We start from the raw sequence: 18,366 nt of genomic DNA, 5'->3' as shown, positions 1-18,366 counted from the left end.
GGAGCAGATCTTTTTCACTCAAGCTATATTTGCCGCTAGTTTGTTTGAATAGAGTCCGGCCTATATTGATTCATAAACTCATTTAATTCGATGGACTGCCCGCGATCCAAGCGGGAAGCTTCCGCGGCAAAAGCGATCATATGGCTGCGGACGGAAGCAGAGGCGGAAGTCAAGCTTTCCCGGTCGCTTCTTCCTCGTACCTGGTTCAGGAAATCCCGGACGATACCGCTGTCGCCGCCGCCATGCCCGCTGGTTTGGGAAGGAATCTCAATCGTCGTTTTCTTATGTGTAAGAAAATCATACAGCGTGATCCGATCTTCTTCGCCGCGCAGCTCTCCTTGCGTCCCCATGATCTGAATTCTCCGTTCCTGCTCGAACGTAAATCCGCACATGCTGAACATCGCAGTCGCTCCGCCTTCGAACTCCATATTCACCACCTGATGGTCGACGACATTATTGTCGCTTCTAAATACGCAGCGTCCGTAGTCCGTTTCCTTTAAGCCCTGTATAATATTCGGTTTCGTCAGTTCCGGCGTGAAATGACCCGCCCAGCCCCGGAATTCATCGCTCAGATAGAAACGGGGCGCTGAATAAGCGCAAGTAGGCTCCACGGCGCAATCCAGACAACGATCGCCGGACCCGGCCGGCGCATTTCCCTCATGGAAATATTTCAGGGAGCCGAATGAGCTGACCCTTTCACATGGCCGGTCCATCAGCCAGGAGAGAACATCCATGTCATGACAGGATTTGGCCAGAATCATCGGACTGGAAGTATCGGAGTTGTTCCAGTTCCCGCGCACAAAGCTGTGGGCGATATGCCAATACCCAACATTTTCATTCAGCTGGATCGAGACGATTTCGCCGATTTTCCCTTCCTGGATCACTTGCTTGAGGGTACTCCAAAATGGCGTATACCGAAGCACATGGCAGATCGTGAGCTGCCGGTTTTGTTTCTGCGCCATCAGCTCCATTTCGATGCACTCTGCCGGCGACGGCGACATCGGCTTTTCCAGCATCACGTGGTATTTTTGCTGCAAAGCCTGCATGGTCGGATCATAGTGCATTTGATCCTGCGTACAAATGAATGCAATCTCGGCCAATCGGGGTTCCTTCAGCAGCAGCTCCCAGGATTTATAGCAGCGCTCTGGCGGAATATTGTGCTTTTCCGCAAATCTTGCCCGGCGCACAGGGTCGGCTTCTGCGACGGCAACAATTTCAAGTTCATGCGGATAATCCAAGGCATATCTGGCGTAACTGCCGCCCCTAGCTCCCGCTCCGATCAAAACAGCCTTAACCTTTTGCTCTTTCATGTTCGTTCTCCCCTACCTTCATTAGAATGGAAATCCCTACACGGGTGCTTCGGTAGATTGCGAGACTCGTGCTTAAATGGATTCGTTTTTTATGGCTCAATCCTTAACTCGTGGTTGACATATTATGCGAGTTGACCGCTACGGTTACGGATCGTTCTTCCGATCGCTGTTGTCTTCAAATTTCTAGCCTATTTTTTTGTTGTCATAGCTTATTATTTGGCATAACGCTCGGCAGCGGATTGATAGATCTCCACATACCGTTTAACGCCCATTTTATCCAGTGCCGCAACGTATTGGTCCCAGTTATCGAATGATTCATTACCCGTGATGAATTTGTCTCTCATTTCCAAAACATAGGTATCAATATCGGTTTGAATGGTGGTCAATTCGCTTTGTTCGTCCTGCGTAAAGTTGAACGGCGGCCAGACTTGATCCTGCTTCAATGCATAAGGCTCAGCTTTCTTGGCGTTTTCGACCGAAGTCGGCAGGCCTTCAGCCCCTTTGAAATACTGCTGCTTCACAAAACCGGGGTAATAACCGCCAGGCCAAATCAAATATTGCCCAATCGCTTGGTCCAAATTCAGGCCATTCGGGTTGTTTTTAATTTCATCCGTATAATCGACGCTGCCGTTTGCGCCTTCGGTGTAGGTTTCATCCTTCCAGCCCATGAAGAAAAGTTTGATGCCTTCGTCGCTGTAGAAGTAATCCATCCATCTGATCATCGCTTCAGGGTTTTTTGCCTTATCCGTGAGCACGAACATGCCGATGTTGCCGAGCGGGGAACCGTAAGCGGTATATTGCTGGTCACCATGCGGCCCCTTTAATACGTTCAGTCCGACATAACCTTTTTGATTGTAAATCGCCACCGGATCGACATTGTCGACCACGCCGATCAGTCCTTCCATCCCTTTGGAATCCACTTCGGTGCTCTTGACCGACACGATGTCCTGCTCCAGCAGGCCGTCTTTATAAAGCTTGTTGACAAATTGCAACAGTTCCTTGTATCGCGGATCAGTCGGGATAAACCGCACCTTGCCGGTTTCCGGATCCGTATCGACGTTGATGTTGGAAGTACCGTGATTGTTCAGTCCGAAGGAACCCCGCAAATAGTTGACGATACCGGTCGTGCCGACGGCTCCCCAAGCGATTTCATCCTTCTGGCCGTTACCGTTCGGATCCTTTTCCTTAAACGCTTTTAGCATATTGTAAAAATCGTCGAGCGACTCCGGCTGCTTTAACCCCAGCTTATCCAGCCACTCCTGCTTCACCCAAGGCGTACCGTACAAGACGGATTTAAATTCGGGATCGTAAACGGTCGGTAGACCGTAAATGTTGCCATCCGGCATCGTGATGCCCTTGGCGATAATCGGGTATTTGTCCATCAGCGCCTTGAAGTTAGGGGCATATTTGTCAATCAAATCATTCAGCGGGAGAAAAACTCCCTGTTTTCCGTATTTCAGCAGATCCGACCGCGAGAAAGCAGACGCATAAAACAATTCCGGATAATCGTTACCGGCCAGCAGCAGATTCCGTTTTTCTTTTAATGTTTCGGTCTGGACGGTTTCCCAATTCACATGGATATTGGTCTTTTTCTCGTAATCGGTCCACAACCTGATTTTATTCCAATCCGCGTTGGCAAAAAATTTGGCGGCAAAAGCCGACACCGTCATGTTGTCATTCACAATCGGAAAACCGTTTGCGTTGATCTTGGCTTGCTCCGCATCCTTCGCCTTGCCTCCTCCCGCATCATCTGACTTGCCAGAGCCGCATCCTGCCAGAACAGTCATGGAAACCAAGCAGGCCAGCAGCATTTTCCCCCTTTTGCTTCCCTTCATCTTTCGCTTCCTCCCTTTGACTCATCATCTTTTATCCATTCAAGGGGCTTACCCTTTGATGGCACCAATCATTACGCCTTTGACAAAATATCTTTGCAGGAAAGGATACAAAATCAGCACCGGAATATTGGCCACAACAAGCACCGCGTATTTAATTCCCTCCACCTCGCGCTGCTGCTTGATCGCCGATTCGGTGGACATTTTGACCATGTCGCTGGTTTGCCCCTGAATCAGAATTTCGCGCAGGATCAGTTGGAGCGGGAACTTATCCTTATCCGAGAGATACAAAAGCGCGTTGAAGAACGCATTCCAGTGGCCGACGGCATAAAACAGAATCATCACCGCGATAATCGGCATCGACAGAGGCAAAATGATGCGGTTCAAAATTTGAATGTTGGAGCAGCCGTCGATCGTCGCCGCCTCCTGCAGTTCGTAAGGAATGGACTGCTGAAAAAAGGTGCGCATAATGATAATGTTCCAAATCGACACCGCATTCGGAATAATCATGACCCAAAACGAGTTCAGCATCCCAAGGTCTTTAATCAACAGATACGTCGGGATCAAGCCGCCCCCAAAAAACATCGTGAACACAAAAAGCCCCATAAACCAGTTTCTTCCCACAAAATCCTTCCGCGACAGCGGATACGCCGCTATGATGGTCATGCCCAGGTTAATCAGCGTACCGACGGAAGTATACAGCAGCGTGTTGGAAAAACCGGATAGAATATCTTTGTTTTGAAAAATTTTGGCATAGGAATTCAGGTTGATTCCTTTCGGCCACAGCAGCATCTCCCCGCGCAGAACCGTCTGCGGATCGCTAATGGATGCGCTGAACACAAATACGAGCGGATATAACACAATGATGGTAACCAATCCGAGAATGAGATAAATCAAGGCATTAAAAACGCGGTCGCCCCGGGATTCCAAAAGCATTCCATTTCCTCCTCACCATAGACTTGTGTCGCTCATGCGTTTTGTAACCCAGTTGACAGAGATCAACAAGATAAAGTTAATGACGGAATTAAACAATCCAATGGCGGCGGAAAAGCTGTATTCGGCTCCTTGGATCCCCGCGCGGTATACATAGGTTGAGATGATGTCCGAGGTTTCCATGTTCAGGTTGTTTTGCATCAGGAGCACTTTCTCGAAACCGATGCCCATGATGCTGCCGATATTCAAAATAAGCAGGATAATAATCGTCGGCCGGATACCGGGCAGGTTAATATGCCAGATCCGCCGCAATCTTCCGGCTCCGTCCACGCGGGCCGCTTCATGCAGCTGATTGTCTATCCCGGCCAGGGCGGCCAGATAAATAATCGAACTCCATCCCATCGTCTGCCATACATCGGAAAATACATACAGCGATTTAAACCAGCCGGGTTCCGCCATAAAGTTGATCGGATGGCCCCCAAACATCGTGATCAAATGATTGACCATCCCGTAACGCGGCGATAAGAAAATCATCATCATGCCGACCACGACGACCGTTGACAGAAAATGCGGCGCATAAGTGACGGTTTGAACGAATTTTTTGAATTTGGCCGATTTGGCCTCATTCATCAGCAGCGCCAGAATGATCGGGATCGGGAATCCTACTGCAAGGCTGTAGAGACCGAGTCCCAGCGTATTTTTGATCAACCGCCAAAAGAAATAACTGTGGAAAAATCGTTCAAAGTGCTCGGTGCCCACCCATGGGCTGCCTGTAATCCCTTTGGTGGCGATAAAATCCTTAAATGCGATTTGGATGCCGTACATCGGCACATAGTGAAACAGGATGTAATAGGCAACAACAGGCAATATGAGCAAATACAACTGCCAGTTTCGCGCAATGCGGCTCCATTTTCGTTTGGATTCCCGCTTTGTTTCCGGTAGTGTTCCGGCAAGCGTAGATCCTTTAATCTCGGCCACGTGTGATCCCCTCCCTGATTTTGAACATGCAAGCAGCTTCATTTTTACCATCTGAAAAAGCTGGGCTCGGTTATCAGACCTCCTTCAAGCATTAATGCAATAACGCAGTAGATCAATAAAGCAAAACTGCAATCTTTGTCCCGAAAGACATGGAACCAATCTATATAAAGGAATCAAACAGCGATAATTGGAACTGGACGTTGGTGTAAAAAGTTTCTATATAAGTTGAACCAATGATTATGAACGGAAGAAGGCAGCCGGGTGAAATGTTCTTTCGATCGCTGTTGCTCCCAGATTTCTATGATTTAACCTGATCTATGGTAGAAATCTACTCACAAAGGCGAACGCTCCGCTTCTCCAGAATCATTTCCCCCTTTTGCCTGTCCTTATCTGTTTCTTTTGTTCAATTTATATAGAAATTTTTTGGATGTTTTTGGATAATGAAATTTGGTTAGTTCGTCGGATAACTCATGATGGGATTGTGGAATTTAGAGATGGAGTAAACCAGAATGTTAACAATGGCAAAAAGAGCCGTAGATCTCGATATTTATGAAAAGAATTTGTTTTGTAAGCGCAACCAAATATCATTAAAAAAAATAGGGCGATCCCCTTATTATCCAAAAAACTTTGGATGTATGCGCCAAAATCATTTAATTTTTCTCATCATAATATAGAGTTATTTGGATTGTCAAACATTATTTTTGGACTGTTTTGGATAGAATTCGTCAAGATGCATGTCCGAAACAGCAAAAAAACCTGATATCATCTTGGATGATCAGGCTTGTTCTTTTTTCAAAAACAATTACGTAAAAGATGGATGACCTTTAATAAAATTCGTGAATCTTCTTCTAATAATTTTCTGTACGTATACAGCTTGAAGACTCGCGGATAATCAATCGGCATGGCAGCAGAATTTTTGGCAGCGCCGGATAATCCCCATCCAAATAATCGATCATGAACTGCGCGGCTACCCTTCCAATTTCGTATTTGGGCACATGTATCGAAGATAGCGGAGGATTCGTATATTGCGCAAATGAGATATCGTCCATGCCGACAAATGCGATATCCTGTGGGATCCGTCCGTCTTGCTCGACAACGGCCCGCATAGCCGGAATGGCAAGCATATCGCTGGCGCAAAAGAAGGCCGTAGGCCATTCATTTTTAGGATGGTTGGAAAGTAGTCCCGTCAGCAAGCTGTAGCTAAGATCCACGTCCCAGTTCGTATTGACGATCCAGCCCTCGGGCAAACTCAAACCAGCTTCCATCATGGCGAATTTGTACCCGACAAACCGTTCGTCATCGTCCATCTTCCGGGAGTATGCAGGTCCCCCGATAAAACCGATCCGGCGATGGCCTTGTCCAATCAAATGGCGGACAGCCATCCTTGCGGAAAAAATGCGGTCGCAGTCTACGATAGGCACGGTCAGTCTTTCATCGTTCAAACTGACCCCCAAGATGGCAATGCCCTCCTCTTCTAGCCGCTCGATCAGTTTGGGATCATACCAGCTAATAATGACAACCCCCTGTATTCCCGACTCCCGAATCAAACTCTGGATTCCGTCGGAACCGCTCACTTCATCCAAGGTCCGGACAATGGCCGGAGGATGGCCGAGTTCATTCATGCGATCGTGAAATCCGGCAAGAACCTCGCTGAAATACGGGTGGTTTTCGATCAACTGCTGTGGTATGACGCAGGCGATATGCTTGTGGGCGGTACCGGACTCCGCTTGAACTTCCTCTTGAATTCGGTAGCCGAGTTCACGCGCGACTTCCCTGATTTTCCGCTTCGTTTCCTCATTTACCGGACGGCTTGTATCATTGCTGAACGCTCGGGAGACGGTCGATATGGACACGCCAACCCGCTCTGCGATATCCTTCAGTTTCGCCAAGTGGTCACTCTCCTCTCTTGGATTGTTTGGCGCCAAAAAATGATCTCCGCCTGATCATATCATAATATGTATATATTTTACATGCGTTTTTCTTGAAAACCGGATGATTTCTTGATTGCTGAAATAACCCTATAAAGCTGGAAAAGGCCCGCTCCGATAACCGGAACAGGCCTTGATTCGATTCGTATTTTATTCCTCGTCGAATTCGACGTTATGATATACATGCTGAACGTCTTCCAGATCTTCAAGCACATCGATCATTTTCTCGAACTGCGGCAGGACATCCGCCGGCAGCGTCAAATGAGTTTGCGCAAGCATCGTCAGTTCGGCGATAGTAAATTCCGTAATGCCTGCAGCCTTGAAAGCGTCTTGAACCGCCTGGAACTGATCCGGTTCGGCGTATACGATAACGGCTTCGTCTTCCTCGATGATATCGCGCACATCAACGTCCGCTTCCATCATCAGTTCAAGCACTTCGTCAGCCGTTTTGCCTTCAATGCCGATGACGGCGGTTTGGTCAAACATATAAGCAACGGAACCGCTGACGCCAAGATTTCCGCCGTTCTTATTAAATGCCGCACGGACTTCGGATGCTGTACGGTTAACGTTATTCGTGAGTGCGTCTACGATAACCATCGATCCGTTGGGACCAAAACCTTCATAACGGAGTTCGTCATATATTTCGTCTGAATTGCCTCTCGCCTTTTCCAATGCGCGGTCAATAATGGCTTTCGGCACATTGTATGTTTTCGCGCGTTCCAGAACAACCTTCAGTGCGCGGTTCGATTCCGGATCGGGTTCGCCCTGTTTGGCAACCACATAAATCTCACGGCCAAATTTGGCATATATACGGCTTGTATTTGCGTCTTTCGAAGCTTTCTTTTCTTTGATATTATTCCACTTACGACCCATACTTTTCCGCTCTCTTTCACTATTGATTCTTGACATCGGTCTTATAAGGCAAATCAAGAAAATGGCTGCCCAAATTGGTCTATTATTTTCCTGATCGCGCCTGAATACACTGGTATATTATAGCTTGAAATCAGCGGATGAACAAGTTTTCACCAAAGCATGTCACAAAATGAACATCGACGCCGGCGAATCAGTCTGCCCAAAGTCATCTTATATTTTCATAGAAAAAGCGGACCATGATCGAGCTGCATTTGACTCAACTTAAGCTTATGTGAAACAGGGCAATGCATTTTAAGCGCCTATGTCAGCCCCGTTTTTAACCTGCAAACGTTCCCCTTTCAAGAGAAAAAAACGGCTGCCGGCGGCAGAGAAGGATTTGACAATCAATACTCCGCACACTACCGCAGCAATTCCCGCAGCAATGATGCAGACCATTTGAACCGAGAAAAGCTCTGACAAAAATCCCACCAGAAGCGTCAGCACAATGGTAATGATGCTTTGCGACATATCGGCCAAACTTCCGAATCGGCCCATGATATCGGCAGGTACATGTTTTTGAAAGAAGGTTGCATAACCCGAGCTTGCAAAAGACATCGAAAATCCCAGCAGCATGAACGCAGCCGTAGCCGAAAAGAAACTCCAAGAAGCATAAAACCACAAATAGCAAAGGCTGGTAACCAGAAGTCCCGCAGTGATAAAAAGACGATAAGATAATCTTTTAGACAGCAGCGTTGCCAGAAAAGAACCGGAAAGCGAACCAATACCCGTCAAGCTTAGCAGATTGCCATAATCTTTTTCAGATAGCTTCAAATGCATTTTTATGTACGTGGCTTCCTGAGAATCGATCGAAAAACCGATGAACATGGCCACCTGCATCAGGACAAATATGCTCGTAAAAAAAGTCGATGCTTTAACAAAGCGCAGCACGATCTTCCAATCTTCCACCAACATGCGGAAACGCATCCGTTCATGGCTCTCTTTCCGATCCATATGTACATTCGGGAGCAGATAGATGAAGAATGCGCACACAAAAAAGCTTGCTGCGTTAAAAAAAATACTGAAACTCGTATTGGTCAGATTAATGAGGAGTCCCGAAATGGCCGGCCCAAGCAAAAACGCTCCCGAGTTTGTCATGCTCATGATGGAATTAAAGCGTTGGCGGCGGCTTTCCGGAACGAGTTTGGCGATATACACATTCGAAGCTGGACCAAAAAAGGATCCGGCGATGCTCACCATAAAAGTAACCGCATAGATCATCCAAATGGAAGGCAGCAGCGGTATGACGGCAATAAGCAGCCCGCGGATGACGTCGACGCCGATCATCAGCTTGCGGATATTTACGCGGTCGATCACACTTCCTGCCCATAAATTGGTCAGCAGCATGGCAATCGGTTTGACAACAAAATACCCCGCAACCGCTGCCGCAGAACCCGTGATTTGAATGATAAGCAGGTTTATGGCCACAAAGTAAATCCAGTTACCCAAGTTGGAAAATCCGATACCGAAAATTAGCAATGCCGATTTGTTCCATTTATTCATTTTTCACCTCTCATGTGGACAAATCATCGATTTCTATAAAAAAACGTTGTTTTCTATCATTGTAGAACCCCAAAATATGGTTTATTTTAATAATATCCATACTATTAATCTCAATAATAGTTTTATTTATGTCAATTATATGAATTTTTCCACTCTACTCATCGCAGTTCATTTTTCATTCTCCTTCCCCAATTGGACTTCATTGTTTTTTGTTTCCATCTTATTTGCAAACGCTTTATTTCAGCTTGATATAGACTCTTTTTTTGAGTTTATATAGATGAACATCCCGGGAGGACACCGCGGCGAACCCGTGGAATACGAACCGGAAACTTTGCCCTAAGGAGGTGATGCTGTCGGTTCTGCCGGTCGTCACGTTTCTTTGAAGTCCAAATTTAAATCATTGGAGGAGATTAGGATGACAACGCTACGTTTACCGAACAACAGGCTTACGAAATGGTTAGTCGCTGGCGGCATGCTTTTGTTTATGATGGCTCTGATGCTGATGATTGCCGATCGCGCATCCGCCCACGGTTATGTGAATTCCCCCAGCAGCCGCGCCTATCTGTGTAAAACGGGCGATAACACGAATTGCGGCCCTATCATGTATGAGCCTCAAAGTCTTGAAGCACCCAAGGGCTTCCCTGCTGCCGGCCCCGCTGACGGTAAAATCGCAAGCGCAAACGGCGCATTCCCCGATCTGGACGCACAATCTGCAACCCGGTGGAAAAAAGTCAGCATCTCCCCTGGTACCAACACCTTCACCTGGACTCTGACGGCAAGACATGCCACAACCAGCTGGAAGTATTATATAACCAAACAAAACTGGAATCCGAATGCCCCGCTTACGCGCGATTCCTTTGACCTTACGCCATTTTGCTCCGTGAACTACAATGGCGTCCAACCTCCCGGAACATACTCCGACACGTGTACAGTCCCAAGCCGGACAGGCTATCAGGTGATTCTCGCAGTCTGGGAAATCGCGGATACGGGTAATGCCTTCTATAATGTTATTGATGTGGATTTTGGCGGAGGTTCGCCTGGGGATACAACACCTCCAACAGCGCCGACAGGACTCGCGGTTTCCAACATCACCAGCACCGGAGCAACTCTCTCCTGGGGAGCTTCAACCGATAACGTCGGGGTGACGGGATATAAAGTATATAACGGCTCCACGCTGGTGACGACAACCGGCGGCAATACGCTTAGCTATAATGTCACGGGACTTACGCCGAGCACTTCTTATACGTTTAACGTGAAGGCTGTAGACGCGGCAGGCAATACTTCGCCGGCCAGCAATGCCGTGACGTTTACTACCTCTCCGCTTCCACCTGCTGACACTGAGCCGCCAACCGCTCCAACCGGTCTTCAAGTCAACGGTACGCCTACCTCTTCTTCGATTTCTTTGTCCTGGAACGCATCTACGGATAATGTAGGGGTTGCCGGCTACCGTATTTACACAGGAACAACGCTTGCAGGCACTGTATCCGGAACGACGCTCAGTTATACCGTTACCGGACTGACTGCTAAAACGTCCTATACATTTACCGTTCGGGCCTTTGATGCCGCAGGCAATGAATCGCCAAACAGCAACGCAGTAACAGCGACTACCGCAGACGGTCCGGCAGCCGCTCCGTGGGCACCTAATGTTTCATATACAGTAGGTACCCTTGTATCTTACAATGGTGCAATTTACGAATGCCGCCAGGCGCATACGTCCATCGTTGGTTGGGAGCCATCGAACGTTCCTGCGCTCTGGCTTTTGAAATAAACAATTCTCTTTCGTCTCAGACCGTTTCAAAACTATCAGTCCAATGCTTCTATATTGATAGATTATGACATGAGAAGGAAATATATGACCAGCAATCCGGTCGCTTTTATTACTTCCCCCCGTCGGCCGATATGACGTTAACAACGTCCCCTGGCCATCTTTTCAGGTCAGCGAAACCTCTTACCCTCCTCTTCCGTTTCGCTGAAACCATGTTCAAAGCGGCAGTCCTCTCCGTGATGGAGCGGCTGCCGCTTTTCTTTTGGGTGAATTATTCTTCCGGTCTTTTCCCCGCATCCATCCCCGTTTCGGATACGGTCATCACCGGCTTTACCTTGAGGTCGCTATGTACCCGGATCTGGCAGGACAAGCGGACATTGGGTTCAGTTATCCCCTTTTTCTCCAAAATTTCAGCTTCCGGCGCCTCCATCGGCCCGGCATCGCCTTCCAGAAGCTCAATACGGCAGGTAGTGCATCTTGCGTTTCCGCCGCAGCGGTGCAAGATGTCGACTCCATGATCCTCCAGTGCAAGCACCAGCTTCGTTCCTTCTTCCACCTGAATCGGATCCCGCCCCTCTACAAAAACCGTTGGCATGATCTCCCTCCTTTTTTTCGGTCGATTCTTTGCATATCATCGCAAAGCTCGACCAGCAATGATTTCAATTTCATTATGGACTAAAGATGATTCATACTTCAAGCGTCCGGTTTGAAAAGAGTTGTTTTTGGGTGATAAACGATACAATGCTATACACCCGTTTCCAATTGGATTATAGTTAAGACAGGACATTCTATTTATTTCCAGTTTCAATTAAGGGGAGGACTGTAGATGGAGCCATTTTCGAAGGATTTGCTAAAAGACAAGGTTGTATTGATTACCGGGGGCGGGACCGGATTGGGCCGTGCCATGGGAGAGAGATTTTTACAGCTTGGTGCCAAGCTGGCCATTACCGGACGGCGTGAAGAGGTATTGCAGCAAACATCCGCCGAATTTTCTGCAAACGGTTACAGCGTGTATTTCAAGCCTTGCGATGTCCGCGATCCATTACAAATCAGTGATCTTATCGATGCGGTGGAATCCCATTTTGGCGGCTTGGATATCCTCGTCAACAATGCGGCAGGCAACTTTATCAGTCCAACCGAAAGACTGTCGACCCGTGCCGTAGACGCTGTCCTAGGCATCGTGCTGCATGGCACCTTTTATGCTACGCTTGAAGTAGGAAAGCGCTGGATTGAGCAACAACGGCCCGGTACCATGCTGAATATCGTGACCACCTATGCCTCCAGCGGATCTGGGTATGTCGTACCTTCCGCTGCAGCCAAAGCCGGCGTTCTGGCCCTCACCCGCTCGCTAGCGGTCGAATGGGCTCCATACGGCATACGTCAGGTTGCCATTGCCCCGGGGCCTTTTCCGACAGAAGGCGCTTGGTCGCGGCTGACCCCCACTCCGGAGCTGGAGTCCCGTATGTTGGACCGCATCCCTCTGAAGAGGGTTGGGAATCCAGAAGAATTGACTAATCTTGCAGCCTTCCTAGTCTCCGATTATGCAGCATACATTAATGGCGAAGTGGTGACGATTGATGGCGGCGAATGGCTTCAAGGCGCGGGACAATTCAACGATCTGCGCCAAGTGACCTCTGAACAATGGGACACCCTCGCCCAAATGACCCGGAAAGGAAAGTAAATGAGAACATACCAGGAAATGATGGATTTGATTTTGAATATTGCCAAACAAGATGAACGGATTCGCGCAGTGATCATGAACGGATCGCGTACCAATCCGAATGCGCCCAAAGATCCATTCCAGGATTACGATATCGTCTATCTCGTAACGGAAACAGATTCGTTTCTTCATGATCCGCAGTGGGTAGATGCTTTCGGGGAAAGAATCATCATGCAAACACCGGAAGATATGGAACTGTTCCCGCCTGCAAACAACGGACATTTTGCATACTTGATGCTGTTTGCGGACGGCAACCGGATCGATCTGACATTGGTTCCTATTGATGAAAAAGAAAGCTGCTGCCGCGCGGATAAACTAACCCTTATTCTCCTCGACAAGGACCGAAGCTTACCCGAAATCGCGCCGCCAACCGATGAGGATTATTGGGTTCAGCGCCCTTCTGCCGCTTTTTTTGCCGACTGCTGCAATGAATTCTGGTGGGTTTCTACGTACGTAGCCAAAGGGCTGTGGAGAAACGAAATCCTGTATGCGCTCGATCATTTGCATATCATCAGACAAATGCTCGTCAAAATGCTGGAATGGCAGGTGGGCATTCAAACGGATTTTGCGGTAAGCACCGGCAAAAACGGCAAATACCTTCAAAAGTATATGGCGGAGCCAAGCTGGAAGGAACTGCTTTCCACGTATCCGGGAGGAAGCTGCGAAGAAGCATGGATATCCTTGTTTGCGATGTGCAAGCTGTTTCGAAGCAGCTCTTTATTCGTTGCGGAACGCCTCGGATTCGAGTATCCGGCTCGTGATGATCAGCGTGTTTCGGCTTATTTGGAACAGGTGCGCTCCCTTCCGTCCGATGCGGCAGAGATCTTTTAGGCATGGGATTGCACATGAATAATATCATTAATATTTAATGTTATTAATTATTGTTTCCTGATCAAAACGCGGAATCCAATGCCCCATAACCGCAATTACTACTTATAAACGTTCCTTGAAGCCTGTTGGTTTTAAACTCCAAAAAAGCAAGCCCGACTTCTTAGATATCCTTCTAAGAAATCGGGCTTTTTCCGATTGTAAGAATGCTGATTTATTTGTACTGCTTCAGTATATCCTGCAGCTTGAGCGCCAGCCCCAGCTTGCCGTCCACCTTCAGCGATCCCGTCATAAATGCCATGGTCGTATTCAAGTCGTCTTCGAGCAGCTTATAGAAGTTTTTCTCTGATAGTGTCAACGTGCAGTCAGCTTGACCGGTCGCTTCATTGAAAACGGCCGCGCGACCGTTCTCGAAAATAACCTCATATGTGCCGCTGTTTCCCAGATTAAACCGGTATACGGCATGAAGGGATTCGATCGGCCCCGGAGCTGCATTCATCCGCTCCGCAAGCTGCTCCAGTTCTTCTTTAATGGTCATCGTTTCCTCCTTTAATTCAACGAACATTATGAGCTCATTTTATCCAGCACCCGGAAGGTCCCAGTGCCAAACGCCAATAAATCCCCGTTTTCCTTGCGGGCATAAGCCTGCGTGGTGATCAGCTTGCGGGAGCTGTGAATCAATTCCGCTGTTACAAGTACTCGCCCTGCCGTCACCGGAGCCACATAATTCATGTTTAACCCAACCGTGACCGCGCTTGTATTCGGCCGGGCCAGCATCACGATAATCCCCATCGCGGAATCAATAGCCGAAGCATGCATACCGCCGTGCAAAATCCCGATTGGATTCAAGTGATGCGGCCGAATGTCGAATCCGACGACAACTTCCTTTTCATTGACTTCAACGATTTCGCAGCCGATATAATCCCAAAATGTATCTTTTGCAGCCTGTTCTAGACGTTTCAGATCAGGAAAGCTGCTGCCGGACGTGATTTCCATCTGCTATACCTCCTTCGTTTAACGCATCCGCTCGTTCACAATTTGGTAATCGCCGCTCCCCCTTTGAAGAGAGTATACGCCTCCAACGATTTAATCCTTCCATTAGAAGGAAAAGCTTCAATAACACAGTCTATTTTCTTTACAGATCCACCCTGGATTGGTTTACGAGCTTTTCATTTTCCTCCTCAATCAACTTGCGCCGGAGTACCTTGCCTACCAAAGTTTTAGGCAAAGATTCACGGAATTCATAAATCTTGGGCACCTTGTAGACAGCCAAGCGATCCTTGCACCAGCTTTTGAGTTCTTGCTCCGTCGTCGTCGAGCCTTTACGCAGTACGATGTAAGCCTTTACATTTTCGCCCCGGTAAGGATCGCTGATCCCGGCGACGACCGCCTCTTCGACATCGGGATGCTCAAAGAGCACTTCTTCGACCTCACGCGGATAAATGTTGTAGCCACCGGCAATGATCAGGTCCTTGCGACGGTCCAGAATATAAAAGAAACCTTCATCATCCATGCACGCCAGGTCGCCTGTGAGCAGCCAGCCGTCACGCAGCACCCGCTCCGTCTCCTCCGGACGGTTCCAATACCCCTTCATCACCTGTGGTCCTTTAACGACTAGTTCGCCGATTTCGCCCAGAGGCATCTCTTCACCCGTCTCTGGATGAACGACCTTGGCAAGCGTATCCGGAAACGGAATGCCAATGGAGCCTGTTTTGCGTTTGCCCCAAATGTTATTGGCATGCGTTACCGGTGAAGCCTCCGTTAATCCGTACCCCTCAATCAGCTTTCCGCCCGTTATTTTCTCGAAACGCTCCTGAACTTCTACAGGAAGCGGAGCCGCACCGCTGATACAGACTTTGATAGAGGACAGATCGAAGCGGCTGACCTCCGGATGATGAATGACTGCGATATACATGGTAGGAGCACCCGGAAATAAAGTCGGTTTTTTCTTATCGATCGTCTTGAGTACGTCGTCAATCTGGAAACGCGGAATCAGAATCAACGTACCTGCGGTAAACATCGCTTTATTTAAGAGTACGGTCAGACCAAATACATGAAAAAACGGCAGTGCGCCGAGATACTTTTCTACGCCTTTTTGAGATTGATAGAACCAAAGATGGGATTGGATGGTGTTGGACACCAAGTTCATATGCGTCAGCATGACGCCTTTGGCAAACCCGGTCGTTCCGCCAGTATATTGAATCAGTGCCAAATCATTTTCGGGATCAACGGGAACCTCAAGCGGTGTATCGGCAGAGTCTTTGAGAAATTGGACAAATGACAATATCCGCTCGTTATATTCGATTTTAACGAACATGCCGTCTTTCTTGGCTTTAATGGGATAAAGCATATTTTTCGGAAAAGGGAGGTAATCCTTTATGGAAGTCACAATGATATGCTGCATCGGATGACGCTCCATCGCCTTATTGACCCGTTCCACCAGCGCGTCCATCGTCACGATGATTTTCGCGCCTGAGTCTGTCAGCTGATGCTCGATTTCACGCGGGACATAAAGCGGGTTGGTCATAACCACAATACCGCCAATAAGGAGTGTGCCATAATAGGCAATCACTCCTTGCGGACAATTCGGCAGCATGATGGCGACCCGGTCTCCTTTGCGAACGCCCAGACGATGCAGGGCGTTCGCAAAGCGGTAAACCGATTGAAGCAAACTGGAATAGGTGATGCTTTTCCCGAGAAACTCAAGGGCAATATGTTCCGGATATGAAGCAGCGGAATCGATCAAGAACTTTGCCAAGTTTTGCTTCGGATAATCGTAACTGTGCGGGACCTCCTCAGGATAATGTTCTAACCATGGATTATTCGGCATCCAGGCCACCCCATCTCACAAAATTACAAAACGTATGCTTCCGAGTCGATTACCTTCGCAGCAATTTCGCGTTTGATGCCAAGCGTATCGATCGGCGGTTTACGGGCAAGTTTCTTCAAGACTGACAGCTGCGTCCGGAGGGTATCTCCCGATTCCATGGCCGCCAGCACTTCCTTGGCCCAATTTTCGATTTTTACGAATTCCTCATGCATAAACACCGTCGTCATTTGAATGGCAAGTTTCGCTTTGTCTTCGCCGGAGCGGTCGATTAATTTTTGCGTGCGCAGCAGCGCGCTTTCCATCGCAAATACGGAAATCATCATGTCGGCCAGATCGCTCAAAATTTCCTGCTGCTCTTCGAGCTTCATTTGGTATTTCTGAACGGCCCCGGCACCGCACATCAGGAAGATCTTTTTCGACATTTTCAAGAGATGGGCTTCCTGTTCAAGCGTGCCTTCGAACAGCTGGTTCGGAATCGGCTCCATCAGCTCATTCTGCAGCGCCATCGCTTTTTGCAGAAGCGGCAGTTCGCCTTTCATCGCTTTTTTGACCAAAGCTCCCGGAATAAGCAGGCGGTTAATTTCGTTCGTGCCTTCGAAAATGCGATTGATGCGGGAATCGCGGTAATTGCGTTCCACCCGGTATTCCTGAGTAAAACCGTAGCCGCCATGGATCTGTACGCCTTCATCCACGATAAAATCCAGCACTTCGGAACCGAACACCTTATTGATGGAGCATTCAAGCTGGTATTCGGCAATCGCTTTGGCGGATTGATATCCCACCTGCGGGCTGCTGTGATCCACTTCGGACAAACCTACATCGAAAAGTCCGGCCGTGCGGTAAACCATACTTTCGAGCACATACGCTTTCGTGTTCATGTCGGCAAGTTTTTTGCCAATCAGCGGGAAAGATGAGATTTTGCGTCCGAACTGCGTACGTTCGTTGGCGTATTCGGCGGCGAGAGCAATCGTGTCTTTGGATGCGCCCACGCAGCCTGCAGCCAGTTTAAAGCGTCCGATATTCAGGATGTTAAACGCGATCAGATGCCCTTTGCCAACTTCCCAAAGCAGATTTTCGACGGGAACCTTCACATCCTCCAAGATCAGTTGGCAGGTCGAGGAGCCTTTGATGCCCATCTTCTTCTCTTCCGGACCGGTGCTCACGCCTTCCATCGTACGTTCGACGATAAAGGTGCTGAAATCTTTGCCGTCCACTTTGGCGTATACGATAAACACGTCCGCGAAACCGCCATTTGTGATGAACTGCTTCGTTCCGTTCAAAATATAATATTCGCCGTCATCCGATAATGTGGCTGTAGCTTTGGCGCCCAGCGCGTCCGAACCGGAGGAAGGTTCCGTCAGGCAATACGCCGCGATTTTTTCGCCGGTCGCAAGCAGAGGCAAATACTTCTGTTTCTGTTCCTCCGTTCCGAAATATACGATAGGCAGCGTGCCGATCCCCACATGGGCTCCGATGGAAAGCGCAAATGCGGAGGCTTTTGTCAGATTTTCATTGATCAGCGTGGAACTGACCTTATCCAGGCCAAGCCCGCCGTAAGCTTCGGGTACATCCGCTCCCAAGAGGCCAAGCTCGCCGGCTTTGCGCATTTTTTCTACGGTCAATTCATAATTCAGCTTCTCAATTTCTTCATCATGCGGGATGATTTCTCCTTCTACGAAATCCGCTGTCGTCTGCGCAATCATGCGATGTTCTTCGGTAAAATCCTCCGGCGTTACGATCTGGCTGAAATCGGTATCTTCAATTACAAAACTGCCGCCAACCACTTTGTTTATTGTAGTACTCATGTGTTACCTCTCCTTTTTCAGATAT

15 protein-coding genes are annotated in these 18,366 nt (G+C 48.3%); 3 read left to right on the top strand and 12 right to left on the bottom strand.

Going from position 1 to position 18,366, the window contains the following annotated elements; translation table 11 throughout:
• Window positions 1-35: 35 nt before the first annotated feature.
• From L6442_RS14740 to L6442_RS14710, 7 genes are all read right to left on the bottom strand, one after another.
• Window positions 36-1,310 (bottom strand): Gfo/Idh/MocA family protein, encoded by a 1,275-nt coding sequence (locus tag L6442_RS14740; protein WP_212978026.1) that lies wholly within the window; start codon window positions 1,308-1,310, stop codon window positions 36-38.
• A gap of 212 nt (window positions 1,311-1,522) precedes the next feature.
• Window positions 1,523-3,145, bottom strand: coding sequence for an extracellular solute-binding protein (locus L6442_RS14735; RefSeq protein ID WP_212978027.1), 1,623 nt, complete (start codon window positions 3,143-3,145; stop codon window positions 1,523-1,525).
• Window positions 3,146-3,193: 48 nt separating this feature from the next.
• On the bottom strand, window positions 3,194-4,078 hold the full coding sequence (locus L6442_RS14730; protein WP_212978028.1) for a carbohydrate ABC transporter permease: 885 nt from the start codon (window positions 4,076-4,078) through the stop codon (window positions 3,194-3,196).
• Between the two features lie 12 nt (window positions 4,079-4,090).
• On the bottom strand, window positions 4,091-5,044 hold the full coding sequence (locus L6442_RS14725) for an ABC transporter permease (RefSeq protein WP_373871800.1): 954 nt from the start codon (window positions 5,042-5,044) through the stop codon (window positions 4,091-4,093).
• Between the two features lie 857 nt (window positions 5,045-5,901).
• Complete coding sequence (locus L6442_RS14720; protein WP_212978029.1) at window positions 5,902-6,942, bottom strand: LacI family DNA-binding transcriptional regulator; 1,041 nt, start codon at window positions 6,940-6,942, stop codon at window positions 5,902-5,904.
• Window positions 6,943-7,131: 189 nt separating this feature from the next.
• On the bottom strand, window positions 7,132-7,854 hold the full coding sequence (locus L6442_RS14715; RefSeq protein WP_194230792.1) for a YebC/PmpR family DNA-binding transcriptional regulator: 723 nt from the start codon (window positions 7,852-7,854) through the stop codon (window positions 7,132-7,134).
• Between the two features lie 291 nt (window positions 7,855-8,145).
• Window positions 8,146-9,393 (bottom strand): MFS transporter, encoded by a 1,248-nt coding sequence (locus L6442_RS14710; protein ID WP_212978030.1) that lies wholly within the window; start codon window positions 9,391-9,393, stop codon window positions 8,146-8,148.
• Window positions 9,394-9,808: 415 nt separating this feature from the next.
• Between L6442_RS14710 and L6442_RS14705 the strand changes: the two genes are divergently transcribed.
• Window positions 9,809-11,161, top strand: coding sequence for a lytic polysaccharide monooxygenase (locus L6442_RS14705; RefSeq protein WP_212978031.1), 1,353 nt, complete (start codon window positions 9,809-9,811; stop codon window positions 11,159-11,161).
• A gap of 268 nt (window positions 11,162-11,429) precedes the next feature.
• Here L6442_RS14705 and L6442_RS14700 read toward each other — a convergent pair whose 3' ends face one another.
• A complete protein-coding gene (locus L6442_RS14700; RefSeq protein WP_194230794.1) occupies window positions 11,430-11,753 on the bottom strand; it encodes a 2Fe-2S iron-sulfur cluster-binding protein in 324 nt (107 codons plus the stop codon).
• A gap of 231 nt (window positions 11,754-11,984) precedes the next feature.
• Here L6442_RS14700 and L6442_RS14695 point away from each other — a divergent pair, with 231 nt between their 5' ends.
• Window positions 11,985-12,839, top strand: a complete 855-nt coding sequence (locus tag L6442_RS14695) for an SDR family oxidoreductase (RefSeq protein WP_212978032.1) — start codon at window positions 11,985-11,987, stop codon at window positions 12,837-12,839.
• Window positions 12,840-13,709: an aminoglycoside 6-adenylyltransferase gene (locus tag L6442_RS14690; protein ID WP_212978033.1), complete on the top strand. Its 870-nt coding sequence runs from the start codon at window positions 12,840-12,842 to the stop codon at window positions 13,707-13,709.
• A 211-nt stretch (window positions 13,710-13,920) separates the two neighbouring features.
• Here L6442_RS14690 and L6442_RS14685 read toward each other — a convergent pair whose 3' ends face one another.
• From L6442_RS14685 to L6442_RS14670, 4 genes are all read right to left on the bottom strand, one after another.
• Entirely contained in the window at window positions 13,921-14,244 is a 324-nt protein-coding gene (locus L6442_RS14685) for an SCP2 sterol-binding domain-containing protein (RefSeq protein WP_194230797.1), read from the bottom strand.
• 26 nt (window positions 14,245-14,270) lie between these two features.
• Entirely contained in the window at window positions 14,271-14,702 is a 432-nt protein-coding gene (locus L6442_RS14680) for a PaaI family thioesterase (protein ID WP_212978034.1), read from the bottom strand.
• Window positions 14,703-14,841: 139 nt separating this feature from the next.
• Window positions 14,842-16,536, bottom strand: coding sequence for an AMP-binding protein (locus L6442_RS14675; protein ID WP_212978035.1), 1,695 nt, complete (start codon window positions 16,534-16,536; stop codon window positions 14,842-14,844).
• 23 nt (window positions 16,537-16,559) lie between these two features.
• Window positions 16,560-18,341, bottom strand: a complete 1,782-nt coding sequence (locus tag L6442_RS14670; protein WP_212978036.1) for an acyl-CoA dehydrogenase family protein — start codon at window positions 18,339-18,341, stop codon at window positions 16,560-16,562.
• Window positions 18,342-18,366 lie beyond the last annotated feature (25 nt).

The organism is Paenibacillus azoreducens (assembly GCF_021654775.1).
Lineage (GTDB): Bacteria > Bacillota > Bacilli > Paenibacillales > Paenibacillaceae > Paenibacillus_AQ > Paenibacillus_AQ azoreducens.
This window is presented reverse-complemented; position numbering and strand designations above follow the sequence as displayed.